The 25655-nt window shown below is 66.1% G+C and carries 20 protein-coding genes; 3 read left to right on the forward strand and 17 right to left on the reverse strand.

Going from position 1 to position 25655, the window contains the following annotated elements; genetic code table 11:
• Positions 1-19 precede the first annotated feature (19 nt).
• The 3 genes from D3260_RS07490 to ddlA all read right to left on the reverse strand — a co-directional run bounded on the left by D3260_RS07490 (position 20) and on the right by ddlA (position 5231).
• Positions 20-2968, reverse strand: coding sequence for a TonB-dependent receptor (locus tag D3260_RS07490; RefSeq protein ID WP_120097966.1), 2949 nt, complete (start codon positions 2966-2968; stop codon positions 20-22).
• A 685-nt stretch (positions 2969-3653) separates the two neighbouring features.
• The gene (locus tag D3260_RS07495; protein WP_120097967.1) at positions 3654-4070 is read right to left on the reverse strand and encodes a hypothetical protein; all 417 of its coding nucleotides are present in this window, start codon (positions 4068-4070) and stop codon (positions 3654-3656) included.
• Positions 4071-4133: 63 nt separating this feature from the next.
• Complete coding sequence (ddlA, locus tag D3260_RS07500) at positions 4134-5231, reverse strand: D-alanine--D-alanine ligase (protein ID WP_120097968.1); 1098 nt, start codon at positions 5229-5231, stop codon at positions 4134-4136.
• Positions 5232-5443: 212 nt separating this feature from the next.
• Between ddlA and htpG the strand changes: the two genes are divergently transcribed.
• From htpG to nhaC, 3 genes are all read left to right on the forward strand, one after another.
• Positions 5444-7393 (forward strand): molecular chaperone HtpG, encoded by a 1950-nt coding sequence (gene htpG / locus D3260_RS07505; protein ID WP_120097969.1) that lies wholly within the window; start codon positions 5444-5446, stop codon positions 7391-7393.
• 113 nt (positions 7394-7506) lie between these two features.
• Positions 7507-8097: a hypothetical protein gene (locus D3260_RS07510; RefSeq protein ID WP_120097970.1), complete on the forward strand. Its 591-nt coding sequence runs from the start codon at positions 7507-7509 to the stop codon at positions 8095-8097.
• A gap of 163 nt (positions 8098-8260) precedes the next feature.
• Entirely contained in the window at positions 8261-9751 is a 1491-nt protein-coding gene (gene nhaC, locus D3260_RS07515; protein ID WP_120097971.1) for a Na+/H+ antiporter NhaC, read from the forward strand.
• A gap of 25 nt (positions 9752-9776) precedes the next feature.
• On the opposite strand, the gene coaD is transcribed toward nhaC, so the two are convergent.
• The 14 genes from coaD to D3260_RS07585 form a co-directional block, all read right to left on the reverse strand.
• Positions 9777-10283 carry a pantetheine-phosphate adenylyltransferase gene (coaD, locus tag D3260_RS07520; protein ID WP_120097972.1) on the reverse strand — a complete coding sequence of 169 codons (507 nt, stop codon included), beginning with the start codon at positions 10281-10283 and terminating at the stop codon, positions 9777-9779.
• Positions 10280-10906: a 16S rRNA (guanine(966)-N(2))-methyltransferase RsmD gene (gene rsmD, locus D3260_RS07525; protein ID WP_120097973.1), complete on the reverse strand. Its 627-nt coding sequence runs from the start codon at positions 10904-10906 to the stop codon at positions 10280-10282. Before rsmD ends, coaD begins: the two co-directional genes overlap by 4 nt.
• Positions 10906-12366 (reverse strand): metalloprotease TldD, encoded by a 1461-nt coding sequence (gene tldD, locus D3260_RS07530; protein WP_120097974.1) that lies wholly within the window; start codon positions 12364-12366, stop codon positions 10906-10908. Before tldD ends, rsmD begins: the two co-directional genes overlap by 1 nt.
• A gap of 65 nt (positions 12367-12431) precedes the next feature.
• Entirely contained in the window at positions 12432-13409 is a 978-nt protein-coding gene (locus D3260_RS07535; RefSeq protein WP_120097975.1) for a quinone oxidoreductase, read from the reverse strand.
• Positions 13410-13446: 37 nt separating this feature from the next.
• The gene (locus D3260_RS07540) at positions 13447-14292 is read right to left on the reverse strand and encodes a carbon-nitrogen hydrolase family protein (RefSeq protein WP_120097976.1); all 846 of its coding nucleotides are present in this window, start codon (positions 14290-14292) and stop codon (positions 13447-13449) included.
• Positions 14293-14397: 105 nt separating this feature from the next.
• Positions 14398-18348 (reverse strand): YhdP family protein, encoded by a 3951-nt coding sequence (locus D3260_RS07545; RefSeq protein ID WP_120097977.1) that lies wholly within the window; start codon positions 18346-18348, stop codon positions 14398-14400.
• 125 nt (positions 18349-18473) lie between these two features.
• A complete protein-coding gene (locus tag D3260_RS07550; protein WP_120097978.1) occupies positions 18474-19985 on the reverse strand; it encodes an Rne/Rng family ribonuclease in 1512 nt (503 codons plus the stop codon).
• A 512-nt stretch (positions 19986-20497) separates the two neighbouring features.
• Entirely contained in the window at positions 20498-20965 is a 468-nt protein-coding gene (gene rlmH, locus D3260_RS07555; protein WP_120097979.1) for a 23S rRNA (pseudouridine(1915)-N(3))-methyltransferase RlmH, read from the reverse strand.
• A 12-nt stretch (positions 20966-20977) separates the two neighbouring features.
• Positions 20978-21382, reverse strand: a complete 405-nt coding sequence (gene rsfS, locus D3260_RS07560; protein ID WP_233544001.1) for a ribosome silencing factor — start codon at positions 21380-21382, stop codon at positions 20978-20980.
• Positions 21379-22065 (reverse strand): nicotinate-nucleotide adenylyltransferase, encoded by a 687-nt coding sequence (nadD, locus tag D3260_RS07565; RefSeq protein ID WP_120098072.1) that lies wholly within the window; start codon positions 22063-22065, stop codon positions 21379-21381. Before nadD ends, rsfS begins: the two co-directional genes overlap by 4 nt.
• Entirely contained in the window at positions 22055-23350 is a 1296-nt protein-coding gene (locus D3260_RS07570; RefSeq protein WP_120097980.1) for a glutamate-5-semialdehyde dehydrogenase, read from the reverse strand. The genes nadD and D3260_RS07570 overlap by 11 nt, the downstream gene beginning before the upstream one ends.
• A complete protein-coding gene (gene holA, locus D3260_RS07575) occupies positions 23347-24405 on the reverse strand; it encodes a DNA polymerase III subunit delta (protein ID WP_120097981.1) in 1059 nt (352 codons plus the stop codon). The genes D3260_RS07570 and holA overlap by 4 nt, the downstream gene beginning before the upstream one ends.
• Positions 24405-25166, reverse strand: a complete 762-nt coding sequence (gene speD, locus D3260_RS07580; RefSeq protein WP_120097982.1) for an adenosylmethionine decarboxylase — start codon at positions 25164-25166, stop codon at positions 24405-24407. Before speD ends, holA begins: the two co-directional genes overlap by 1 nt.
• 60 nt (positions 25167-25226) lie before the next feature.
• Positions 25227-25646, reverse strand: coding sequence for an OsmC family protein (locus tag D3260_RS07585; RefSeq protein ID WP_120097983.1), 420 nt, complete (start codon positions 25644-25646; stop codon positions 25227-25229).
• Between the last annotated feature and the right edge of the window lie 9 nt (positions 25647-25655).

Genomic DNA, 25655 nt, shown 5'->3' on the forward strand with positions numbered 1-25655 from the left:
GCGAATGGCATGAAATGGATCAGAAACGGGCCTTGAAGCCGAACTGATAGCTGCGCCCGTAGGATTCGTGCTGTGCGTTGTAGCCCGGCGAGTCGAAGTAGGCGTAGAGCGGCTCGTCGTTGAGATTGACGGCGTTGAAATAGACCGAGAGATGGTTGGTTAGCGCATACCGGGATGACAGATCGATCTGGACATGGTCGTCCTGGTATCGATCGAAGCGCGGATCGTCGTAGTCGCCGGCCTCGTCGAAGAAGGCGCTGCGATACTTGGCGGCGACTCGGACATCGAAACCGGACTTCTCGTAGCCGAGCGAGACGTTGGCGCTGTGGTCGGACTGGCCGGGCAGCGGAATGGTCTTGTCGCGCCCGGGCAGGTGGGCCGCGCTGTCTGTGTAGGTGTAGTTGGCATCGAACAACAGGCCGTCGAACGGGCTCGGCAGAAAGGCGAGCGACTGGGTGTATTCCAGCTCCACGCCCACGACGTGGGCGCTATCGCCGTTGACGGTCTGACGGACTTCATCGTAATCGGCGAACGGGGCGCTGCCAGCGGTGTCGGCGGTCACGAAGAAGTTGTCGATATCCTTGTAGAACACGCCGGCCGACAACACGCTCACTCGACCCGGATAGTAGGTCGCGCGCAGATCGAAATTGTTTGAAGTCAGCGGTTCGAGATCCGGGTTGCCGATCTCGGCGTTGCGCTCGAGGCTGTCGTCGGCCTCGCGGGTGATCTCCAGGCTTTGCGTCGGCGCGGCCTCCTCGAGGCTCGGCCGGGCGATCGTACGCGTGGCCGCCGCCAGAATCTCGAGACGATCGGTGACGTGGTATTTCAGATGCAGGCCGGGAAAGACATTCACGTAATCCTTGTCGCGCGAGAGCGTCGACAGGGCGGGCTGGCCGCCGTCGGTTTCGTCCTCGGTCACGCGGGTGCCGTCAGCCGAGAAATCGGTGTACTCGACGCGCACGCCGGCCAGTACATCGAGCTGGCCGAACGTAGTCTGGCCCAGGAAATAGCCGGCATGGATGTCCTCGTGGATATCGTAATCCTCGGCCCGGCTGTCGACATCGGACTCGACCTCGTCGACGCTGAAGGCATCCTTGTTGTCATGATAGAACTCACGAAAATCGCCGGTATCGACCTGTGGGCCGAAGTCACCGCGCTTGGGCCAGTGCACGTGGGTGTCGTCCAGTCCGGCCAGTGAGACATCGTCGAACGCCTCGTAGGCGGTGGCCTCGACGTCATTGGTGGCATGGCGAAGGCGAGTCTTCCAGCCGGCCTTCCAGTGGCCGGCATGTCCGAACAGACGCAGGTTGCGACGGGCGTTGAAGGCCAGGGCGATCTCTTCGGTGGTGTTGTCCACGGCCTCCTCGGCCAGATCATCGAGCACATAGCGGGAGGCGTCGTCGGCCGCCGCATTGCCGAAGAACCGCGGCTGCTCGGCGTCGCCGTGCCGGTCGTAGCCGATATCGAGCCCGTCGGCGACGAACGTGCCGTCGATCTCCGGGTCGCCGGAATCCTCGCCGGTGCGTGTATAGGCGGCGTTGTAGTCGAGATGCCAGGGGCCGAGATCGTTATCGCCGCCGAGGGTGGTAGTGAAGATGTTGAGCCGCTTGTTGCTGTACTCGACCTCGCGTTCGATGTTGGCATCGCGAAACCGGCCAGCATCGCCGGACAGCGCGACGGTCTCGCCCTCGTCGAAGTTGTAGATGTTGACGCGCTTGTTCTCGTGCTCGGCCATGCGGCTGTAGAGGGAGCGCCAGTAGTACTGGCTGGCGTCAGTGGGGTGGAAATCGACGTTGAGCGCGGCCGATGTCCGATCGCGCGAAATCAGATAATCGCGCTGTTCGCCGGATTCCAGCGCGCGCACCGTGTCGCCGCGCGGCGTTTCGGTTTCGAACCAGCCGTCGCCGGTCTCTATGCCATCGGAGGCGAAATCCCGATCGTCCTCGACCACCGCCAGGACCACGCCGAGATTGTCACGGTCGCCGCCGATGGAAAACAGATCGCTGTAGGTCGCCGACAAATCCGGTGCGCCCTTGTCGCGTCGTGCGCTGTAGTTCGCGCCGAGCTTGAGCTTGAGCTGGCGATGGCCGACGTCGAAGGCGCTCAGCGTGTTCACGTCGATGTCCCCGCCGACCGCATCGGCATCCATATCCGGCGTGACGGCCTTGTGAATATCCACCGAGCCGATCAGGTCGGACGGAATCACGTCGAGATTGACGGCGCGCGAGCCGGCCTCGGTGCCAGGGATATGGACGCCGTTGATCCGGGTCGAATTGTATTGCGGGGCGATACCGCGGATGACCGCGAACCGGCCCTCGCCCTGGTCGCGCTCGACGTTGACGCCGGGCGCCCGGGCCACGGCCTCCGCGGCGTTGATATCGGGAAAATCGCCGACGGCGTCGTCGGAGAGCATGTTGACCAGTGTATCGGCCGAGCGGCGGGCGTTGAGCGCGGCCGCGCGATTGGCGGTCTGACCGATCACGAGCAGATCCGACAGATGAGTCGTCGGGGCTTCGGCCTCGGCCGTTCCCGTGGCCGGGGCGGCAGCCGCAGGGCCGGCCGCGGCGGTCGCCGTGGCGCCCCCGGCCGGAGCTGCTGCGGCGACCGGTTGCTCGTCGATGGGCGCGGCCGCGCCGATACGGATGGTAGTCGAACTGGTATGGCGGGCATCGACATCGACGTCGGCCTCGCGTGTCATGCCACCCAGATAACTGACGGTCAGATGATAGTGCCCGGCCGGCAGATCATCGATATAGAAATAGCCCCCGGAGCGCGTGGTGATCTCGCGATCGAGGCTGTCGAGCCGAATGCTGGCGTTGTCGAAGCCGTGCTTGCCGCTGACGTCGGTGACACGTCCGGTGATGGCACCGCGTTGCACATCCTCGGCTTCGCCCGGTGCGGGCAGGGCCGCGGCAAGACAGAACAGGCCGGCCGCCACACGACGATCGGCCAGACAGAGATGGCGCATGATTTCCCCCGAATTGCAGCAACAGGCGCGCGCCCGGCGCACGCCTCGCGCGGTCGGTTCGTCGTCCGACCGGCGGCGGTAAAAGAGGGCAATCTAGGCGAGTTTCTTTGAAGCGCTATGACCCGCGGATGACGAATGCGTTAAGACGACGGATGCGAGAGGCCTCATGTCTGTCGTCTGCAGACATGCGAGGCAGGCCGGGATCTCTATTTGAGAGGATCGCCGAGACGATGGGCGCAGGACGATGGCAGCGCCGTTGAAAGCCGTGGCCTGTTGAGGCGCAGTCCAGTCGCTGCGCCGCCGTTCAGGCATTCGCCAGGCAAGGCGCGAGAAGCGATATCGGCTCGGATGCGCCCAACGATCGACGAGCACCACCGCACGGCGAATTTCAGGACGCAGCCTGTCGGCAAGTGAGCCATCGCCCGGTCATGCGATGTTGTCGTTCACTCACGCATGTCGCACAGCGACACCCGTGCTCGGCACGCCTTGGCTTGGCGTCGCCTGGCCGGTTTTCGCGGCCCAACCCTTCGGGACAAGCGCCCCGAAATCAAAAACATGGCGGCAATACAGCGTTGTAGCCTGCTGGTGCAGAATGACTGCACGGCGCGCACTACGCCTTGTCTTGCCGCCCATCGTCAATTTCAGGGCGCGCTTGGCGCGGACTCGCACGAAACATCAACAGGCCCTAGAAAAGCGATTGCTGCGGGTCGGGCGGGCGCGTGCCGAAGCGGCGCAGCTGGGCACAGGCCTGGGCCAGATAACTGGCGATACTCGACAGCGCGCTGATGTCGGCAAAGGACATCCCGGCGATCAGGGTGCCGGCATCGTCACGACGTTTTTCCGAGCAGTGTTGCAACAACGTCATCAGCTGCTCGGGATCGAGCGGCGACTGGGTTTCGGGATCCTTCCAGCGCATCAACTCGTCGGGTCGGTCGAGCTGGGCGGCGAAGGCCAAGTCATGCAGCAGCGCGGCGGCCACAGCCAGGTCCGCGCCGTGGCCGGTGGCGGCCTGGCGACGGGCGAACTCCTGACAGGCCTCGGCGTCCACGCCGGCCATGCCGGCCAGCACATCACGCATCGGCGTGTCGTCGGCGTAGGTCATTGTGATCGGAGCGGTGAAACAGCAGCGCGCATCATCCGGACAACCGTGGCGCCGCGCAAGCCGCTACATCGAACTCGCCAGGGCCTTGTCGGCGGCGTGCTGCTCGCGGGCCAGATCCACCAGCCGCCCGACCAGCTCGCTGTATTCAATGCCTGAGGCCTGCCAGAGTTTCGGATACATCGATATTCGCGTGAAGCCCGGCAACGTATTGATTTCATTCACGACGACGTCGCCGCTTTCGGTGACGAACACGTCCACGCGCGCCAGGCCGCGACAGTCCAGCGTGCGATAGGTGGCCAGGGCGATCTGCTGAACGGTCTCAAGCGTGGCGGCGTCGAGCTCGGCCGGGATCACCGTGCGGGCCGTATCGTCGACGTATTTGGTGTCGTAGGCATAGAACCCGTCGCCGTCGACGACCACTTCGCCAGCGGTGCTGGCCCGTGCCTGGGCGTTGCCGAGCACGGCACACTCGATTTCCCGGCCGGCCACGGCGGCTTCCACCAGCACCTTGTGATCGAAGCGCAGGGCGGTCGTCAGCGCCGCATCGAAACTGTCGCGGTCCGTGGCACGGGAGACGCCGACCGAAGAGCCCAGATTGGCCGGTTTGACGAACAGCGGGCTGCCCAGCGCGCCGGCCAGCCGGTCGTAGTCGGCATCGGCGGCGTTGGCCCGTGTGATCAGGGCGAAGGGGGCGATGTCGATCCCGGCATCGCGCAGCAGCCGCTTGGTCACGTCCTTGTCCATGGCCGCGGCCGAACCGAGCACGCCGGCCCCCACACAGGCGATGTTGGCCGCTGCGAGCAGCCCCTGGAGGGTGCCGTCCTCGCCTGTGGGGCCGTGGACGATCGGGAAGGCCACATCCACATCCATCGCGACCGTGCCTGTTTCGGCGTAGACGATCTGCCCGGCGGTGCGCCCGGGCACGACCGCCAGCGGGGCGTCCTCGGCCTTGAGTGCAATGCGTTTGGGGTCGTCGGCATGGTGGAGGAAATCGTCCGGGTCGGCGGCATGCCAGACGCCGGCCTTGTCGATGCCGATCACCGCGACCGCGAAACGGTCGCGATCGAGTGCGGCCACGATATTGCGGGCCGAGGCCAGCGAGACCTCGTGTTCTGCCGATGCGCCGCCGCAGATCACGGCGACCCGGATTGTCTGGCTCATAGCCGCTCATCCTTGATTCGTCGATTGAGGCCGGGCCGATGCAGGCATCGGCCAGCCGCGAGGATGCCACGGAAAACGCCTCGCCGCCGATGTCGAACCGGGGGCTGGCCGACCCCGGTGCTTGAAAAATGCCGCGCCGGACCGCATCGAAGCGTTTATCGCGACGATAGCGCGTCGCCATCATTCATTGTCATCCGATCGACGAAAAGGCCATGAGCGAAGAGCAAGAACACGTGCAGGAGACCGCCGCCGGCGCAAACGCCGAGAAACACGGCTTTCAGGCCGAGGTGAAGCAGCTTCTGCAGCTGATGATCCATTCGATGTACTCGAACAAGGAGGTCTTCTCGCGCGAGCTGATCTCCAACGCCTCCGATGCGCTGGACACGCTGCGTTTCGAGGGCCTGAAGGACGATGCCCTGTTCGAAGGCGACGCCGAACTCGCGATCTGGGTCGACCAGGACAAGGATGCGCGCACGGTGTCGATCTCCGACAACGGTGTGGGCATGACCCGCGACCAGGTCATGGAGCGTATCGGCACGATCGCCAAGTCCGGCACGCGGGCCTTCCTGGACAGTCTTTCCGGCGACGAGAAGAAGGACGCCAAGCTGATCGGTCAGTTCGGTGTCGGCTTCTATTCGGCCTTCATCGTGGCCGATCAGGTCGTGGTCGACACACGCCGCGGCGGCGAGGCGACCGGCGTACGCTGGATCTCGGACGGCGGCGGTGAGTACACGCTCGAAGAGATCGACAAGCCCAATCGCGGCACGACAGTGACGCTGCACCTGCGCGAAGGCGAGGAGGAATTCCTCGAGCCGCATCGCATGCGGCATCTGGTCAAGACCTATTCCGACCATATCGCCTTCCCGATCAAGATGCGCGAGCAGCTGTCGGATGAAGACGTCGAGGCCGGCAAGGAAGCCGATTGGGAACAGGTCAACCGTGGTGCGCCGCTGTGGGCCGAGCCCAAGGCCAATCTGTCCGATGAGGACTACGCCGAGTTCTACAAGCACAGCTGCAACGATTTCGAGGACCCGCTGACCTGGACCCACAACAAGGTCGAGGGCAGTCAGGAGTACACGAACCTGCTCTATATTCCGCAGCGCGCGCCGTTCGATCTGTTCGATCCGAACGGCAAGGCGCACGGCGTCAAGCTCTATGTCCAGCGTGTCTTCATCATGGACGACGCCGACAAGCTGATGCCGCGTTATCTGCGCTTCGTGAAGGGCGTGATCGACTCCAACGATCTGCCGCTCAACGTCTCGCGCGAGATCCTTCAGAACAACCGTCTGCTGGACAAGATCCGCGCCGGTTCGGTGAAGAAGGTACTGGGCCTGATCGAATCGATGGCCAAGGACGACGAGGCGCCCGAGAAGTTCAAGACGTTCTCCAACGAGTTCGGCACGGTGCTCAAGGAAGGCATCGTTGAAGACCACGAGAACCAGGCCAAGATCGCCAAGCTCCTGCGCTTCAAGACCACCACGGACGAGTCGGCCGATCCGGGTGTTTCGCTGGATACGTACATCGAGCGCATGCAAGAAGGTCAGGACAAGATCTACTACATCACCGCGGACACGCTGGCCGAAGCCAAGCACAGCCCGCATCTCGAGATCTTCAAGAAGAAGAACATCGAAGTGCTGCTGCTGACCGACCGGGTCGATGAGTGGGTCATGGCCCACATGACCGAGTACGAAGGCAAGGAATTCGCCTCGGTGGCCAAGGGCGCCCTGGATCTGGGCGAGGCCGAGTCCGAGGAAGAGAAAGAGCAGCAGAAGAAGCTCGAGGAAGAATCCTCGGATCTCGTCGGCCGTATCAAGGAAGCACTCGGCGAGCGGGTCAACGAAGTCCGTGTCACGCACCGGCTGACCGACTCCCCGGCCTGCCTGGTCGCCGATGAACACGGCATGTCGGCTCACCTTGAGCGGATCCTCAAGGAAGCCGGCCAGGCCATGCCGAACCAGGCGCCGCATCTCGAGATCAATCCCACGCATCCGCTGGTTGAGAAACTGGCCGCGGAGCAGGGCGAGACCGAGTTCGCCGATTTCTCGCAGATGCTCTTCGAGCAGGCCGTGCTGGCCGAAGGCGGCGAGCTGGAAGACCCGGCTACGTTCGTGCGCCGGATGAACCAGATGCTGCTGGCAGTATCGCGCGGCGCCGCTGCGTGATGTCAGGACGGCACGGCATCCCTCGGGATGCCGTGCCGGTGTCGGCCGGCGGCACGCCAAGGCGTACCGTCGTGCACGGCAGGTCGCGACCCTGTGGAGCAGGAGCCAAGACGATGAATCTCGACCGATTGAAAAAGACGGCCCCCTGGGCCCTGGCCCTGGTGATCGCCCTGGCGACGCCCAGTGCCTTTGCAGAAGACGTGACCATCGGCAATGTATCGCTGACGCTCGGCGCACCGCAGACTCAGGCCATGGGCACGGCGCGTGCGCGCTTCAATGTCTCGCCGAGCCAGCGGGACGGCCAGTATTTTCTGTACCCGAAAACCGCGGCACTCGGTGCCGATGGGCAGTCGAAGACGCCGGACGCCGTGGGCTCGCTCACGTTCGCGCACGGGAAGCTGGTCCGGGTGACCCGCAGTCTGGGCAGTTTTCGCAGCGCCGACGGCCAGGCCGCCATCCAGAATCTGATCGAGGCGTTCTCGCGGGCGCATAATGATGGCGATGCACCAAGCGTGCACACCGACACCCAGATGTCGCGCGAGGCCAGCACCACACGCGTGTATTTCCAGTATCCGGACCGGGTGATTCAGGTGCTCGTTTTCCAGCCGGCGGACCAGTCGCAGCTCGCCACGGTGGATATCAGTGAGCAACACGCGCTGGCCGGCTCGAATACCGGGCCGACCCGGGGCATGCCGAACGGCTGAAATCGCGGCTGCCAAACCGCTGATCGACAAGCCGCGGATCCGACGATTGGCGGCTTTTTTCGTGGCATGGAACTTGATTGAATTTGATTCGGGCCATTCGTCGTTGGCCACGACGCAGAGATCTTCGATCTGCGATGTCATTCGATCATGTGTTTTCCGCCCTATGGCTTCTCAAGAGCGTTGTCCCGATCCGCCCGGCGTGATCGGTGCCGCGGCCCCCATCGCGCTCACATTCGTGGTGTTGGGTCTTCAATTATTCGTCTTCGGTACGTTCGTCCCGCATGTGCCGTTGATCATCGGTATCGCCATCACCGCGACCTTTGGCTGGTACCGCGGGCATGCCTGGTCGGCGATGCAGGATGGCATGCTGCGGGTCGTCGGTGTGGGCCTGCCGGCGGTCGGTATCCTGATGCTCGTCGGCATGATCACCGGCCTGTGGATTGCTTCGGGCACGGTGCCGACGCTGATCTATTACGGGCTCGAGCTGCTCAGCCCGCAGGCGTTTCTCGCCACCGCCGCCGTGCTCTGTGCCGTGGTCTCGGTATCGCTGGGTACCTCCTGGGGCACGCTCGGTACGGTCGGCATCGCGCTGATGGGCATCGGCTACGGTTTCGGGCTGCCCGCCTACTGGACCGCCGGCGCGGTCGTTTCCGGCGCTTTTTTCGGTGACAAGGTCTCGCCGCTGTCGGATACGACCAACCTCGCGCCCGCCGTGACCGGTGTGAATCTGTTCACGCATATCCGCAATCTCACGCCGACCACGGTGCCGGCCATGGTGCTGGCACTGGTTGTCTATCTGGTTGCAGGCTTCTGGCTCGTCGGCCATCAGCCGGCCTCGTTCGAGCGGATCGAGACGATCACATCCGGGCTGGCCGATCATTTCACGATCTCTGTCTGGACGCTGCTGCCCGTGTTGCTCGTCGTCGGTCTGGCCTGTCTGCGAATGCCGGCCATCCCGGTGTTGTTCTTCGGTGTGCTCATCGGCGGCCTGACCGCCTTTGTCGCCCAGGGGGCCTCGGTACAGGCGCTTTTTCAGGAAAGCTTTGCCGGGTACAGCATCCAGACCGGTGTCGAATCGATAGACGGGCTGCTCAACAACGGCGGTCTGCAGTCGATGACCTGGGTGATCACACTGCTGTTGATCGCGCTGGCCTACGGCGGCGCGCTCGAAACGACAAACTGCCTGGGGACGCTGATCAACGCGCTGGCGACGCGGGTCCGGTCGTTCGCCGGCCTGCAGACCTCGGCGATCGGTGCGGCTGCGGCGACCAACGTGGTCGCCGGCGATCCCTATCTGTCGATCGCCCTGACCGGCCGTGCCTTTGGCCCGGCCTATCGCGGTCAGGATTATGCGATGCGCAATCTGTCGCGCGCCACGGAGGAGGGCGGCACCCTCGTATCGCCGCTGGTGCCATGGAACGCCGGCGGGGCGGTGGTGCTGACGTCGCTCGGCCTCGGCATCACCAGCGGGCACGCCATCAATCTGCTCTATATTCCGCTGGCCATCGCCTGCTGGATTTCACCGCTGATCGGTATTGCCTATGCGTGGCTCGGCTGGTTCTCGCCGCGGGCCGATGCAAAAGAGCGCGAACAGTGGCGTACCGAGGGTGAGCCGGTGCTCGCGGTCGGGGATGAGGCGACGTCGCGGTCTTGAGTCGACCGGCGGGCCGGGTACTGAATTATTCGGTGCCCGGCCCGTTGGTCTTCTCGTGCAGTTTGTCGGCGACGATATCGGGGACCAGGCCGCTAATCTGCCCGTCCAGAAACGCGATCTCGCGAACCAGCGTCGACGAGATATGGGCGTATTCAGGTGAGGGGGCCAGAAAGACGGTGTCGATGTTCGGTGCGAGATGGCGATTCATGACCGCCATCTGTTTCTCGTATTCGTAATCGCCGACCCCGCGCACACCGCGCACGAGGACGTCCACGGCCTGTTGCCGGGCAAAATCCACGACCAGTCCTTCGGCGTGCATGACACGCACATTGGGCACATCGGCCAGGACCTGGCTTGCCAGTTCGACGCGTTCGTCGTGATCGAAGATCGATTTCTTCGAGGCGTTGCTCGCCACGGCCACGATCAGCTCGTCGAACATGCGGGCGGCGCGTCGTATCACGTCGGCATGGCCGTTGGTGATCGGGTCGAACGTGCCGGTATAGGCGGCGCGGACCAAGGTTTGTCCGGTCATGTCGTGGATCCTGGTTCGTGGGCGGCCGGTGCGGCAAGACAGAAACCGACGCCGGCCGCGCTCGATTGCCGCAGCAGCGTGTAGTCCGGTGCCAATACGGCACCCAGATCAGTGGCCTGTTCGATGGGATATTCGAGATATACCCGCGCGTCCGGCCGTAGGGCGCCGTACAACCCGGTCAGCGCGGCCCGGTGCAGATTCGCCTCGAAAGGCGGATCGAGGAAGGCGATATCCACCGAGGCCGGCGCCAGCCGGTTCGTTGCCTGGCAGGCATCGCCACTGTGCACGGCATGGGCCGGGCCGGCCTCCAGGGTCTTCAGGGCGCGTGTGATCGCGCGGGCCGCCATCGGATCCGTCTCGAAGAAATCGACCGACGCGGCGCCGCGCGACAGCGCCTCGATACCGAGCGCACCGGTGCCGGCGAACAGATCGCAGCAACGGGCACCCTCGATGCGTGGGGCGAGCCAGTTGAACAGAGTCTCTCGAACCCGGTCAGGGGTGGGACGCAGGCCCGGTCGATCGGCGATCGGCAGCCGTCGGCTGCGCCAGCGGCCACCGATCACGCGCAGGGTGGGCGTTGTATTGGCGCGCGTGGGCGCGCGTGACGGCCGGCGGCGCGCCATCAGTCGGCGTGCTGGGTGCCGCCGACCGTGATCGCGTCGACCCGGATCGTGGGCTGGCCGACGCCGACCGGCACGGTCTGACCGTGCTTGCCGCACATGCCGACGCCGGTATCCAGCGCCCAGTCGTTGCCGACCATCGACACGCGGCCCATGACGTCCGGGCCGTTGCCGATCAGCGTGACGCCTTTCAACGGGGCGCCGATGACACCGTTTTCGATCCGGTAGGCCTCGTCGCAGGTGAACACGAAGTTGCCCGAAGTGATGTCCACCGAGCCACCGCCGAAATGGGCGGCATAGATGCCGTCGTCTACCGAGGCGATGATATCCGCCGGGGCGGCATCGCCGGGCTGGAGATAGGTGTTGGTCATGCGCGGCATGACGGTGTGGGCATAGGACTCGCGCCGCGCGTTGCCGGTCGGGGCTGCCCCCATCAGACGGGCGTTGTGCTTGTCCTGCATGTAGCCGACCAGCACCCCGTTCTCGATGAGCGTGTTCGCCGCTGCCGGGGTGCCTTCGTCATCGACGGCCAGCGAGCCGCGACGGCCTGCCAGGGTGCCGTCGTCGACCACGGTGCACAGATCGGAGGCGACCTTCTGGCCGAGCTTGCCGGCATAGTTCGAGGCGCCGCGGCGATTGAAATCGCCTTCCAGGCCTTGGCCGACTGCTTCGTGCAGCAACACGCCCGACCAGCCGTTGCCGAGCACGACCGGCATGCTCCCGGCCGGGGCCGGCTCGGCGTGCAGACGCACCAGCGCCCGGCGTACCGCCTCGCGTGCATATTCGGCGACCCGGTCATCGGCGCCGGTGTAGATATCGTAGGACAGTCGCCCGCCGCCGCCGGCCGATGCCGATTCCCGCTTGCCGTCGGCCTCGACCTGCACCGAGACATTGCAACGCACCATCGGGCGGACATCGCCGGCCAGCGTGCCGTCCGAGGCAGCCACCAGCATGGTGTCGGAGGCTCCGGCCAGCGAAACAGTCACCCGGACGACCCGCGGATCCGCGGCGCGGGCGATGGCATCGGCGTGATGCAGCAGAGCGACCTTGGCCTCGGCGGCCATCGTTGCCGCAGGGTCGATCGGCTGATAACGGACCGGGCCCGGGGCCTCGCCGCGCGGCGCGAGCGCGTTCAGACGCGCCGTGCGGCCGTCCCGGGCGATGGCGGCGGCCGCTTTCGAGGCCTGGGTCAGGGCCGGCAGGGCCAGCTCGTCGGCATAGGCGAAGCCGGTCTGTTCGCCGGCCAGGGCGCGGACACCCACGCCCTGCGCGGTCGAGGCGCCGGCGCTGCGCACGACGCTGTCCTCCAGCAGCCAGGACTCGCTTTTCTGGATCTGGAAATACAGATCCGCGTAATCCACGCCCGGCATCATGAGCCCCGAAAGCGTGGCCTCGAGCTGGTGCGCGTCGATGTTGGCATGGCCCAGCAACGTGTCGCGGGCAAGATCGAGAGTGTTTTGCATGCGATTAGGTTAACAGTCGTCGTCGACGATGCACGCCGGAGCGGCCATACCGGTCAGGGCCGGCGTCACGGCACCAGAATGGTCGAGCCGACGGTGCGGCGATCGGCCAGTGCCTGGTGCGCCGCGCCGGCCTCGGTGAGCGCGTAGCGCTGGCCGATATGAACCTTCACGTCGCCGGAAATCAGCACATTGAACAGATCGGCACACATCATTTCGAAGCGCTCCGGTGTGTCGGCGTATCCCGCCAACCCGGGCCGGGTGACGAACAACGAACCGCCGCGATTCAGCTCGGCCAGAGCCACGCCCTCGACCGGGCCGGAGGCATTGCCGAACGAGACCATCAGCCCGCGTTTCTTCAGGCATTTCAGCGAATCGGTCCAGGTGTCGCGGCCGACAGAGTCGTAGACGACCGGTACACCGGCGCCGTCTGTGAGTTCGAGCACGCGCTCGACGACCGATTCGCGGGTGTAGTCGATCGCCATCCAGGCGCCGTTGTTCTTCGCGAGATCGGCCTTTTCGGGCGAGGACACCGTGCCGATGACATGAGCACCGAGCGCTCGGGCCCACTGGCAGGCAATGGTGCCCACGCCGCCGGCCGCTGCATGGAACAGGATCGTGTCGTCCTCGGCCACCGCATAGGTCTGGCGCAGCAGATACTGCACCGTCAGCCCCTTGAGCAGGCCGGCCGCTGCGGTTTCGAAATCGATCTCGTCCGGTAGCGCGACGACGGCCGTGGCCGGCTGGATCGTGGCATCGGCATAGGCGCCCTGGGCGCCGAGCACATAGGCCACGCGATCGCCTTCGGCGAATTCGGTCACGCCGTCGCCCACGGCCTCGACGATGCCGGCCCCCTCGGTGCCGAGCGGGCTCGGCAGATCGATCGGATACAGCCCGTTGCGGAAATAGATATCGATGAAATTGAGGCCGATCGCCTTGTTGGCGATCCGGACCTCGCCCGGGCCCGGGGCCGGCAGGTCGACTTCGGCGAGCTCGAGCACCTCGGGTGCGCCGGTACGCTGAAACTGGATCTGACGTGTGGCCATGATGATCTCCTGACGGTCCGTGAGAATCGGGCGTGGCTCAAGCGAGCCGGCGATGCCCGAGGCAGGGAAAGCCCTCGCGCAGGCGTTTGGCCCGGGCGTGGTCGATATCCGCGATGACGACTTCGTTGGCATCCGAGCGGGCCTCGGATGTGACGTGCCCCCAGGCATCGCAGATCAGAGAATGCCCGTAGGTCCGGCGACCGCTGGCGTGGTGCCCGGCCTGGTTCGGCGCAATCACCGTGGCCAGGTTTTCCACCGCGCGTGCTCTCGTGAGCAGATGCCAGTGCGCCGTACCGGTCGTGTAGGTGAACGCCGAAGGCGCCACGATCACGTCCGCGCCGGCCGCGGACAGGCGCCGATAGAGCTCGGGGAAACGCAGGTCGTAGCAGATCGATAGCCCGAGCCGGCCGATCGGGGTGTCGACCACCACCGGCTCGGCGGCCCCTGGCATGAAGGTCGCCGATTCGCGATAGGCCTCGGCCGAGTCGGGCAGGCCGACATCGAACAGGTGCATCTTGTTGTAGCGGCCGACGCGCGTGCCGCTGTCGTCGTAGACACACAGGGCCGCGAACACACGATCGGGCTCGGGGCTTTTCAGCGGCACGGTGCCCGCGGCCACCCAGAGTCCGTAGCGGCGCGCAGCCTCGGCGATGGCATCCTGAATCGGTGTGTGGCCGTTGCCGGCGCCGTCATCCTCGACCGCGCCGAGCTTGTCGGTTTCGCGCGCGCCCATGAGGGCGAAGTTCTCCGGGAGCACGGCGAGCCGGGCACCGCGCCGTGCGGCTTCGCGCAGCAGATCATCGGCCCGCGCGAGATTCGGTGGCACTTCACCGAGCGAGTTCATCTGGATGGCGGCAACACGCGTGACTTCGGAGTCGGTCATGATATTCGGCAGACGTCGTCGGGCATGACATCGGAGCGCGGCGGCAGCGACGCGGTGCCCGCTGTGTTCTGTGTGCGATCGGACAGACTGGCGAGCATACCGCGATCAGGACCCGTCGGGCTTGTCCGATGTCGAGTCGTCGGCCTGATCGGGCTTCGCCCCGGCGTTCGGCTCACCCGGGCCGGTCTCGGCCTGCGGGTCGACGATCTTCGGATCGTCCCAGTTGCCCTTGAGACGGTAGCTGATGGTCGAGAAATGCTCGATCGGCTTTTTCAACAGTTCCTGCACCGCGAAGACCGCTGCCCCGACGATCGGCCCGCCCAGCACCGTACTGGCCAGTGTCACGCCGCTGCCGAGCTTGGGCTGGATGCGCACCCGTTCGTCGTAATCGCGCGTGGCCAGACCGATGCGCCCGGCGATGTCGATGTTCGACGAGGGGGTCTTGATCGTCGCGTTCTCGCTGTAGGCCTGGCCGTTGCGGATGAGGAAATCCGCGCGGACCTTGTCGAAGGCCAGGCCCTTGTCCACGACGTCGCGGAAGTTCAGATCCAGCAGACGACGCGGCAGGACATACAGATTGAACAGGCCCAGCAGCCGCCCGGCCCCCGGTTCGACCGTTGGAAACGAGCCGTCGTCGAGGGCCAGATGCATGTTGCCGTTGAGATGGAGCAGATCGAGGCCGGCGGCGTTGGGCTCGATGGACAGATCGGCATCGACGCGAGCGTTTTTTGCGCGCACGGCCGAGGGGTAGCCGAAGGTACGCAACAGGCGCGACAGGCCGTGCCCCTTCAGATGTGCCTTCGCGGCGGCCGAGGTCAGGCCGCGATCACGCTGCCAGTCGGCACTCATCCGGCCCGTGAGGGCGCCGTCGGCCAGTTCGAATCGATCGAGATGCCAGCCGTTGTCGCTCAGATGCGCATCCACGTGGGTCTGGCCGAAATTGGTGCCGTCGACCTCGAAATTCTGGACATAGACCGCTAGCGCCGGCAGGTTCATGGGCGACAGGCCCGGCCAGATCAGCGACGAGGTGTCGCCGCTGGTCTTGCTTGCCGTGTCGTCCGGGGTGTCTTCGGTCTGGATCGCGATGCGCTTGAGGTTGCCCGCCAGCCGCATGGGGGCGCCGTCCTCGGCTGTCCAGGTGATCTGTCCCTGGCTGTTGGGGCCCTCGAAATCCACGCGCCAGCCGCTGGCCGACTGCATGGGTTGGGCGCGCACATGTGGTTGGGCGACATAGCGATTGTCGAGGTTCAGCCGATCGATGGTCAGATCGCCGCCGAGAAACGACAGGGCGCTCAGCCCCGGGCCGTTGTCGTCGTCTGCGTTCGGGCTCGAAGCCTTGCCTTCGTTTGATGCCGCGACCTCGGCCGAACTGCCGTAGAGCACGTGGCGGACCACGTTGAACCAGCCGATGCCGTCGACCTGATCGGCATGACCGCCGATCCAGAGACCGTCGGTCGACGGCGGGGTGAGACCGCGCTCGCCGAGCTGGACCGCGATCCGTCGCGGTGCGCCGTCGTCGCCGAGCGCCATCGTCATGTGCGTGTTCCGGTCGTAATCGGCGGTGATCGCCCGCTTTTCCGGATCCACGACCACGTGCAGGGGGGCGCTCTGACCGGCCGGCTTGGCCAGCGGCGCAGGCAGGCGCACATCGGTGGGCTGCAGGTCGCTGTCGATCGTGATCGGGCTGATCGCGCCCTGGCCGCCCAGCGAGAAGGACACGGTCAGCGGTATCGGCCCCTGGCCGTAGACGAGCCATTTCGCGGGCACGTAGTGCGCCAGTGCCGCCTGATCGGCGGGCAGCGTAGGCCGCGCATGGGCGACGATGCGTTGTCGGTTGTCGGTGCCCGGCGACAGGTCGGCGGTCAGCGGCACGCCCAGCAGGCGCGCCGATACCGCCTGTGCCGAGAGCCCGTCGCCGCTGAAACGGATCGGCCCGCGAATCGCAGTCAGCGGCCCGGGAAGATGTGCCTCGGTCAGGGTGTCGCCGAGCGCGGTTACGGTGCCGTGGACCGCCGGGTCGCCCAGCGACGACTTGAGCGGCAGTTTCAGATTCACGCTCAGATCGGCCGGGCCGGAGAGCTTGACCGCATCGACCAGCGTGCCGAACTTGTCCTTGAGCGGCGAGGCGCCGAGGAAGGCGAGTAGCCGATCGGCCGGCGCGTGCGCGACCGACCCGGTCAGGCTCAGGATCGGCTCGCGTACGTCAGGCACGTGGATATGGGCTTTGTCGATGGTCACGCCGATCATCGTCGCCCGCGGCACCGACATGTCCATCGTCGCGCCGTCGATTTGCAGCGTACCGCGGGCGTTTTTCAGGGCCGGCCAACCCGGCTTGTAGTCGACGTCCAGATCGTGGCCGCGCAGCGTGGCATGAAACCCCTGTCCCGCACGGGCATTGGCGAACGGGAATCGGTCGAGCGGGCCGCGGACCGTGACCTCGGCCTTGTCGAGCGTCCCTGCCGTGATCGCCTTCGGCAGCCAGTCGCGAAGCCGCGGGTTGGGCAGATCCTCGGCCTGGGGCAGCCGATCCAGCAGGCGCGCGATATTCGGCGCGCTCGCAGTGGCCTGGATATCGGCAACGGGCGCCCGGTCGCCGCCCGGCAGCGCCAGGGTGCCATTCGCCGAGACACGGGCCTCGCGACTGGCCAGCGTCAGCTTGTCCAGATGCACGGCCAGCGTGCCGTCGTCCCGGCGTTGCCAGTCGAGCCCGCCGCTCAGCCCGCTGATGGCCAGCTGGCCGTTGAGATAGCGCTTGGCCGACAGCGTGCCGCCGGCGTCTTCAAAGACCAGCGAATGCCGGCCGCCGGACTGGCGATAGCGGCCGTCGAGCGGGCCGAAGGCCAGCGCCGGATCGTCGACGCGTAGATCGGCAAACGATACGTCGAGCGTGGGCGCGGTATCGGGATGCCAGTTCAGCTCGGCTTTCGGGAGTGTGCCCTGGATATCGGTATCGGCCAGTTGCGGTACACGCCAGCGGGCAAGCCGCAGCACGAGTGCGCTGGGCAGATGGCGGGCATCGGCCGTCAGCGCGTGTGTTTCGGTATCGAAGGTGGCCCGGGCGGCCATGTCGGGCGGTGTCTGCAGGGCCCCGCCGATCTGGCCGAGGCGTGCGGTGATGTGCCGGAAGCCCGGATCGCTGTCGAGGTCGAATACGGCACGGAACGCCGGGATGAGCGGGGCCGCCTGATTGGCGTCGGCGCGCTGGACGGCCGCCGAGGCCAGGGTGAGTCGTGTATCGACCAGGCGCGCGCCGTCAAGCCGGCCGTCGAGCGACAGATCGGCCTTGCCGCCGGCCAGGCGTGCCGGATCGGACCGCCCGGTGCGGGCGACGGCGAGCGGGTCGAGCCCGGTCAGATGCGCCGAGAAGCGGCCGCCCGTGGGGGCGTCCAGGGCCCCTTTGAGTGATGCGTGTGCGCTGACCCGGCCGAGCCAGTCGGGCCCGTCGGCCGCGATCTGGGCCAGCAATTCGTTGCCGTCGCTGTTGGCCAGCGACAGATCGATGTGGTTCCAGGTGCCGTGGCCGCCCGGCAGGCCGGGCGCGTCGACGGCAATCCGGGCATCACGCACCGAGATGCGGGCCAGCGTCCGGCGCAGCGCGGCCAGACGCGCGGGCGTCAGGAATGTGTTGTCACCTTGCGGCCAGTCCGCCAGATGCAGCTGCCCATCGTCGCTTACGAGTCGGGCCGCCGGGTGCGAGACGATGAGGCCGTCGGGCAGGCGCTGGCCGGACAGCAGCGACGAGAGCGAGAACTCGAAGCCCAGTTTGTCGGCGGTCAGCGCGGGTTGCTGGCGGCCGTGATGCACGATGCGCACGTCGGACAGATACAGGATCGGCCCGTGCCACCCCCAGCCGAGGGACAGGCTGTCGACGTGGATGTCGGCATCGATCCGGGCACCGATGCGCTCGACCAGGGCGTTGCGATACTGGGGTGCGAAGTGATCGAGCAGGCGAACGCCGCCGACCAGCAGGCCCGCGGCCACGAGCACGCCGGCCACGATGATGACGACAGTGCGCTTGAACCAACCACGCCGCGGCCGGGGCCGCGTGTCGCTCATGCGGCGGGTCTCGCGGCGAGTGGTGGGTTGTCCGATACCGTGGGGCCGTGCATGCAGAACTCGACAGACGATCGGCGGAGCGCGACGGGCGCGATCATGCGGCGACGCGAGTACGGCCTTTCAGCTTACATGACCACGACATCGAATTGTTCGGGGCCATAGAGGCTCTCGGCCTGGAGCCGGATCCGGCACCCCAGATCGCCGCCGAGCTGGGACAGGGCCTCGGCCTGATTGTCGAGCAGCTCGTCTACGACATCGGGAGCGGCCAGCACGAGCAGTTCGGTCGGTGAATCGAGCCCGCTGCGCTGGCGCATGCGCCGGCCGATCTCGCGAAACAGTTCGAAGACCACGGTGGCCGGGGTCTTGACGTAACCCCGGCCGCTACAGGTCTCGCAGGGGGCGCACAGCATGTGCTCGAGCGACTCGCGGGTGCGCTTGCGCGTGACTTCGACCAGCCCGAGCGCAGAGACGTGGCCGACCGTGGTCTTGGCCGGATCCGCGGCCAGTGCCCCGGCCAGCTGTGTCAGCACCTGCTGCTTGTGGCCGGCATCGACCATGTCGATGAAGTCGATCACGATGATGCCGCCGAGATTGCGCAGGCGCAGCTGTCGGGCGATCGTCTGGGCCGCTTCGAGATTGGTGCGCAGCACGGTCTGTTCCAGACTGCGCGTGCCCACGAACCCGCCGGTGTTCACGTCGACGGTGATCATCGCCTCGGTCTGCTCGATGATCAGAAAGCCGCCCGATTTCAGTGGCACCTTCGGCTGAAGGGCGCGTTCGATCGCCTCCTCGATGCCGTACTGGGCGAACAGCGGCGTGGCTTCATCGTGCAGCTGGACCCGGTCGGCGAATTCCGGTGCGAAGCGTCGGGCGAAGGTCTGCATGTCGGCCCAGGCGCGTGCGTCGTCGATCAGGACCACGCTCACCTCGGGCGTGAGCAGATCCCGCAGCATGCGGATCGGAAGCGGCAGGTTGCCGTAGACCAGCGTCTCCACCGGGACTTGCTTGGCCTGTTCGGTGATATCGGACCAGATCGTGGCCAGAAACCGCATGTCGGCGGCCAATGCGGCGATATTGCAGTCGTCGGCGACCGTTCGCACGATGAAGCCGCCGGTCAGCCCCAGATGTTCGCGCAGTGTCACCACGCCGTCGTGCAGACGGGCACGCTCGGTATCGGACTCGATCCGGGCCGAAACGCCGATGCGCGGCGTATAGGGCATATAAACCAGAAACCGCGAGGGAATCGCCAGATCCGTGGTCAGTCGGGCGCCCTTGCTGCCCATGGCATCGCGCGTGACCTGCACGAGCAGTCGCTGACCGGCGGCGAGCTGGTTCTCGATGCGTGGCGTCGGGGTGTCGGCCGACAGATGCGTGGGGCGCACGATGTCGGACAGCTGCAGGAATGCGGCCCGCTCCAGCCCGATGTCGATGAAGGCAGCCTGCATGCCGGCCAGCACCCGCTGGACGACGCCCAGATAGATGTTGCCGACCGTGCTCGCGGTCGCATCGCGCTGCACGTGAATATCCTGGAGCACGCCGTTCTCGATCTGGGCGGCGCGCGTCTCGCCGTGGCCGGCGTTGACCAGAATCTCGATGCGCGGCGTGCCGGGATCGTCAACGGGGGCAGCGCTACTCACAGGCGCCAAGTCCTTGTGCACTCGGCCGAAAACAGCGGGCAATAATCATGAGCCAATTGTTGTCGAGGCACGCGCCGGTTCGCAACTCAACAAACATCGTAGGGCGTCTCGTCAGCAGATCGGCAGTTGTCCCAGCGGCCCAGGCGGCGGCCGGAGAGGCCGTCGCGAATGCGGCGTGGCATGCGCCACGTGCGCGGGCGACAACGGCGGATGGCTGCCGCTGGGCCGCGGGCGCATCGGGTTATCCCGCCGGCGACGCCATGCCGCGTGGCGGTCGGCGCCTTGCCTGGCCTCATCGGTGAGGCAATACGGCTGTCTATTGCGCGACGACAGGCCCGAGCCATTATCGAGGTTTCGCCCGAGCGCTGTGTTGCCGGCCCTGTCTCGTGTTCGGCCCACCGCGAGCCATCGCATCGCGATCCGGCCACGTCCAAGGCGCCCGATGCCGCCGAGGTCCATCGTCGATGGCTGGCGCGCCGGGCGCGTGCGAGACCGCAACGGGTATCACCGCATCAGGCGCGATGATAAGGGTGACCGATCAGGATGCTGTGGGCGCGGAAGAGTTGTTCGGCCAGGATCACGCGGACCAGCGGATGGGGCAGCGTCAGAGCGGACAGTGCGCGTCGTGTGTGCGCGGCTGCCAGCGATGCCGGGCCCAGCCCGTCCGGGCCACCGACCAGAAGACAGCGATCGCGACCGTCGCCGAGCCAGCCGCGCAGATCCTCGGCCAGGGTTTTTGTCTGCCAGGGCTTGCCGTCGACGGCAAGCGCGATCACATGGTCGTCGCGTCCGATGGCCTTGAGCATGCGCTCGTCCTCGGCCGCGATCGCACGAGCCGTATCGCCGCTCTTGCGATCACCGGGCGCGATCTCGACCAGCTCCAGCCGACATTCGCGTGGCAGGCGCTGGGCATAATCGTCGTAGGCCGTGGTCACCCACTTGGGCATGCGACGGCCGACGGCGATCAGGCGGATACGCACGTCGTGCGTCGTTCAGGAGCGGGCGCTGTCGTTCTCGGGCGCCGCCAGGTCGACGTCCCAGAGTTTCTCGATCTGGTAATAGGCACGGGCGACCGGCTGCATGATGTGTACCAGCACCCCGTTGAGGTCGATGAGCACCCATTCGGCCTGTTCCATGCCTTCGACCCGCGGGGCCAGGCCCTCGGCCTTGGCATTGACGACCAGCGTCTCGCCGAGCCGTTTGACGTGCCGGTTGGAGCGCCCGGTGCAGATCACCATCCAGTCGGCGATCGTGGTCAGGCCGGACACATCCAGCACCTTGACGGACTCGCCCTTGAGCTCATCGACGGCGGCTACGGCCATGCGCAGCAACGGCTGATCGTCGGGAATGCTTGCCAGCAGCGACGCGTCGGTGTGTTGTTCGTCGGCAGTCATCATTCGGCGGATTGCGCAGGCGCGCGGTAGATATCGGTATCCATAATGTCTTCGAGGATCACCTCGGGCAAGAGATAGCGGGGGCTGGCGCCGGTCGCGATCAGCGCGCGGATACGGCTGGCCGAGATCGCCAGTGGCGGCGGGGCGTAGCTGTAGATCGCCCCGGCAAGATGTTCGTGCAGTGCGCGGATATCATCGACGCCGCGTTCGGCAAGCAGCTCGCGGGCTTCCGGTGCCAGTTCGGCATGCAGCCCCGGTCGCTCGATGAGCACGATATGCGCGTGTTCGAAAAGCGCCTCCCAGCGATGCCAGGACGGCAGCTTGGCGAACACGTCGCGCCCCATGATCAGACACAGCGGCCGATCCGGAAAATCGGTGCGCAGCGAGGCCAGGGTATCCACGGTGTAGGAATGGCCACGGCGCAGCAGTTCGCGATCGTCGAGCGCGAGCAGCGGTTCATCGGCGGTCGCGACCCGAATCCACTTGGCCCGCTGGCCGGGTGTGGCACCGGGTTGTTCGCGATGCGGCGGCCGGCCGTTGGGAATCAGGCGCACCTGGGCGAGCTTGAGCTCGGTGGCCAGTTCCATGGCCAGCCGCAGGTGGCCGTTGTGTACCGGGTCGAACGTGCCGCCCAGAATACCAATGGGCGCGCCGGGGGCGCCGGTCGGAGCTTGTTTAGCGGACATGGCCATCGCCGAAGACAACGTATTTCTGGGAAGTCAGCCCTTCCAGGCCGACCGGGCCGCGCGCATGCAGCTTGTCGGTGGAGATGCCGATCTCGGCGCCGAGGCCGTATTCGAAGCCGTCGGCGAAGCGGGTCGAGGCATTGACCATGACCGAGGCCGAATCCACGGCGCGGATGAACGCGCGGGCTCGGGTGACGTTTTCCGTGACGATCGCATCAGTATGGTGCGAGCCCCAGGTTTCGATATGGTCGATGGCGGCGTCCATGTCGGCAACGATGCGCACGGCCAGGGTAGGGGCGAGATATTCCGCTGCCCAGTCTTCATCCCCGGCCGGGGCGATCTCCGGGCCCAGCAGCTTGCGGGTGGCCGCACAGCCGCGCAGCGTCACACCGGCCTGCATCAGGTCCGCGGCCAGCGGCACCAGCACGCGTTCGGCCGCGGCTTCGGCCACGAGCAGCGTTTCCATCGTGTTGCAGGTGCCGTAGCGCTGGGTCTTGGCGTTGACCGCGATGGCCACGGCCTTGTCGCGATCGGCATCGTCGTCGACGTAGACATGACAGACGCCGTCCAGATGCTTGATGACCGGCATGCGCGCATTCTCGGCCACGAACTCGATCAGCGACTTGCCGCCACGCGGGACGATCACGTCGATGTATTCGGGCATGGCGAGCATGGCGGCCACGGCTGCGCGATCGCTGGTCTCGACGATCTGGACCGCATCGCCCGGCAGGCCGGCGTCGGTCAGTCCGCGCGCCACCGCGGCCGCGATCGCCTGATTGGAATGCAGCGATTCCGAGCCGCCGCGCAGGATCGCGGCGTTGCCGGACTTCAGGCAGAGTGCGGCAGCATCGGCGGTCACGTTCGGGCGCGATTCGTAGATGATGCCGATTACCCCGAGCGGCACGCGCATGCGGCCGACCTGGATGCCCGAGGGACGGAAGTTCAGATCGGTGAGGCTGCCGATCGGATCCGGCAGCGCGGCTACCTGACGCAGACCCTCAGCCATGCGTTCGATACGCGCCGCACTCAGTTCCAGACGCTCGATCGCGGCCGCATCCAGACGGGCGCGCGCTTCTTTCACGTCCCGGGCGTTGGCGGCGAGGATCGTGTCGCTGCGCTGGATGAGCGCCTCGGCGATGGCGAACAGGGCAGCGTTCTTCTCGCCCGGTTCGGCCGCGGCCATGCGTCGGGCGGCACGTCGCGCGCGCACGCCCATATCCTGCATCCGGTGGTCTGTCCGTTCCGCGTCGCTGCCGCGGGGTGTTTCGCGAAGGTTCGCGCTCATGGCGATGATCTGTCAGTCAATGGATCGGCGGAAGTCGCTGCCGTGGGCTGTTTGCCCGACAGCGCAATGGTCAATGTTAACAGTTCGTCCCAGGCCCGGCCCGATGCGGCGCCCTTGTTGATCGCATCCAGCCGCGCGGCCTGGACCAGCAGGCGCGCCAGATGGGCCGGATCGGCCTGGCGCGCCACGCGCGTGAGCTGACGTTTCTTGGGCGCCGGCAGAAAGATCTTGCCGAAGAACGCATCCAGCCGGTTGGCCCGCGCAGCCAGCGCGGCCTGGTAGAGCGTGCGCAGGTCGTTGACCAGGGCCCAGGTGATCGGCACCGCATCCACGCCTTCGGCCCGCAGGCGCGACAGACTCTTGAGCGCACCGGCCGTGTCACCGTCCAGGGCCTTGGCCGGCAGGTCGAAGATATCGAAACGGGCATGGTCGGCCGCGGCCTCGGCCGCCGCGGCCCGATCGACGGTCGTGTCCGGATACAGCAGGGCCAGACGATCAATCTCCTGGGCGGCGGCCAGCAGGTTGCCTTCGTTCTGTGTGGCGAGTAGCTGAATAGCGTCGTCCTGCAGGCGCAGGTCGCGCGTCTTGGCACGCGCACCGATCCAGGCGGCCATGCGCGAGGCCGGCATCGGCCAGGCGAAGCTGACCACGCCCGCCTTGGCGACGGCCTTGTACCACGCACTCTTGCGCGCCGAGGCCGCCAGCCCCGGGGCGACGATCAGCAGCAGCGTGTCGGGCGTATCGCGGGCCACGAAATCGCTGATCGCGGCGCTGCCAGCCTTGCCGCCCGGGCCCTTGTCGGGCAGATGCAGCTCGACGATGCGGCGTTCGGCGAACAACGACTGGGTCGCGCCGGCCTCGGCCAGCTGGGACCAGTCGAAGCCGGGTTCGGCGTGCAGGATGTCGCGCTCGTCGAAACCCTCGTCGCGGGCACGTCGCCGGATTGCATCCGCGGCCTCGACGACGTGCAGTGGCTCTGCGCCAGCCACCAGATAACAGCGCGCCAGCGGGTGACGTGCGAACTCGCGCTCGAAGTCGTCGGCGCGAATGTCCATCAGTCGAAGTTGCGTCCGTAGAAGATATCGGTGATCTCGCCGGCGATCCGGGCCGTGAGCCGTTCGGCTTCGGCATCGGTCAGATCGGCGGCGTTCTCGGCGAACAGATATTCATCGAGATCGAACTCGGTCAGGCGCATCTTCGTGTGGAAGATACGCTCCGAGAGGACGTTCACATCCACCATCTGATAACGATCGCGAATGTCGGCCGGGATGTAATCCTGGATCGAGGCGATCTTGTGATCGATGAAATGCTTGTTGCCGTCCACGTCGCGCGTGAAGCCACGCACGCGATAATCCAGCGTCACGACATCGGATTCGAAGCTGCGGATCAGATGATCGAGTGCCTTGAGCGGCGAGATCAGCCCGCAGGTCGAGACATCGATATCGGCACGGAACGTGGAGATGCCGTCGTCCGGATGAAATTCAGGATAGGTGTGCACCGTGATGTGGCTCTTGTCGAGATGGCCCACCACGGCATCCGGCAACGGGGTTTCGTAGGCCGATTCCTCGGCGATCAGAATGGTGACCGAGGCACCTTCCGGCTCGTAGTCCTGACGGGCCACGTTGAGGATCTGGGCACCGATGATGTCGGAGACCTCGGTCAGAATCTGCGTCAGCCGATCGGCGTTGAAGACCTCGTCGAGATACGAGATATAGGCCCGGCGCTGCTCATGCGTACGGGCATAGCAGATGTCGTAGATATTGAACGACAGCGATTTCGTCAGGTTGTTGAACCCGTGCAGCCGAAGCTTGTCCATGGCGAAATCCGCAGGTGGCGAGGTAGCGAGTCCGCAAGTATCCGCGAGAACCGCGGGCGGTCAAGCCGCGGCTTCGATCGCGTAGCTGTGCGTCATGTTGACCGCGGCTGAAAGCATGATCGAGGCCGAGCAGTATTTCTCTGCCGAGAGCTGCACGGCACGGGCGACGTGCTTCTCGTTCAGATCGCGGCCTGTGACGATGAAATGCACGTGGATGTCGGTGAAGACTCTGGGCTCGGTTTCGGCTCGCGTGCCGTCGACCTCGATCCGGCAGTCCGTGACCTGCTGGCGCGATTTTTTCAGGATATGCATCACATCCATGGCACTGCAGCCGCCGACCGACAAGAGCATCATCTCCATGGGCCGGAAGCCGGCGTTCTCGCCGCCCAGATCGGGGGGGCCGTCGATGGTCACGCGATGGCCGGAATCGGCCGCACCGGCAAAACTGAGCCCGTCGTTCCAGTCGAGTGTCGCTTTCATGCCGAGATG

This window comes from Salinisphaera sp. Q1T1-3 (assembly GCF_003602005.1).
GTDB lineage: Bacteria > Pseudomonadota > Gammaproteobacteria > Nevskiales > Salinisphaeraceae > Salinisphaera.

Excerpts from the sequence above, each read along its gene's own strand:
- D3260_RS07490 (WP_120097966.1), bottom strand. The coding sequence starts at position 2,968 with ATGCGCCATCTCTGTCTGGCCGATCGTCGTGTGGCGGCCGGCCTGTTC.
- D3260_RS07495 (WP_120097967.1), bottom strand. The coding sequence starts at position 4,070 with ATGACCTACGCCGACGACACGCCGATGCGTGATGTGCTGGCCGGCATG.
- ddlA (WP_120097968.1), bottom strand. The coding sequence starts at position 5,231 with ATGAGCCAGACAATCCGGGTCGCCGTGATCTGCGGCGGCGCATCGGCA.
- htpG (WP_120097969.1), top strand. The coding sequence starts at position 5,444 with ATGAGCGAAGAGCAAGAACACGTGCAGGAGACCGCCGCCGGCGCAAAC.
- D3260_RS07510 (WP_120097970.1), top strand. The coding sequence starts at position 7,507 with ATGAATCTCGACCGATTGAAAAAGACGGCCCCCTGGGCCCTGGCCCTG.
- nhaC (WP_120097971.1), top strand. The coding sequence starts at position 8,261 with ATGGCTTCTCAAGAGCGTTGTCCCGATCCGCCCGGCGTGATCGGTGCC.
- coaD (WP_120097972.1), bottom strand. The coding sequence starts at position 10,283 with ATGACCGGACAAACCTTGGTCCGCGCCGCCTATACCGGCACGTTCGAC.
- rsmD (WP_120097973.1), bottom strand. The coding sequence starts at position 10,906 with ATGGCGCGCCGCCGGCCGTCACGCGCGCCCACGCGCGCCAATACAACG.
- tldD (WP_120097974.1), bottom strand. The coding sequence starts at position 12,366 with ATGCAAAACACTCTCGATCTTGCCCGCGACACGTTGCTGGGCCATGCC.
- D3260_RS07535 (WP_120097975.1), bottom strand. The coding sequence starts at position 13,409 with ATGGCCACACGTCAGATCCAGTTTCAGCGTACCGGCGCACCCGAGGTG.
- D3260_RS07540 (WP_120097976.1), bottom strand. The coding sequence starts at position 14,292 with ATGACCGACTCCGAAGTCACGCGTGTTGCCGCCATCCAGATGAACTCG.
- D3260_RS07545 (WP_120097977.1), bottom strand. The coding sequence starts at position 18,348 with ATGAGCGACACGCGGCCCCGGCCGCGGCGTGGTTGGTTCAAGCGCACT.
- rsfS (WP_233544001.1), bottom strand. The coding sequence starts at position 21,382 with ATGATGACTGCCGACGAACAACACACCGACGCGTCGCTGCTGGCAAGC.
- nadD (WP_120098072.1), bottom strand. The coding sequence starts at position 22,065 with ATGTCCGCTAAACAAGCTCCGACCGGCGCCCCCGGCGCGCCCATTGGT.
- D3260_RS07570 (WP_120097980.1), bottom strand. The coding sequence starts at position 23,350 with ATGAGCGCGAACCTTCGCGAAACACCCCGCGGCAGCGACGCGGAACGG.
- holA (WP_120097981.1), bottom strand. The coding sequence starts at position 24,405 with ATGGACATTCGCGCCGACGACTTCGAGCGCGAGTTCGCACGTCACCCG.
- speD (WP_120097982.1), bottom strand. The coding sequence starts at position 25,166 with ATGGACAAGCTTCGGCTGCACGGGTTCAACAACCTGACGAAATCGCTG.
- D3260_RS07585 (WP_120097983.1), bottom strand. The coding sequence starts at position 25,646 with ATGAAAGCGACACTCGACTGGAACGACGGGCTCAGTTTTGCCGGTGCG.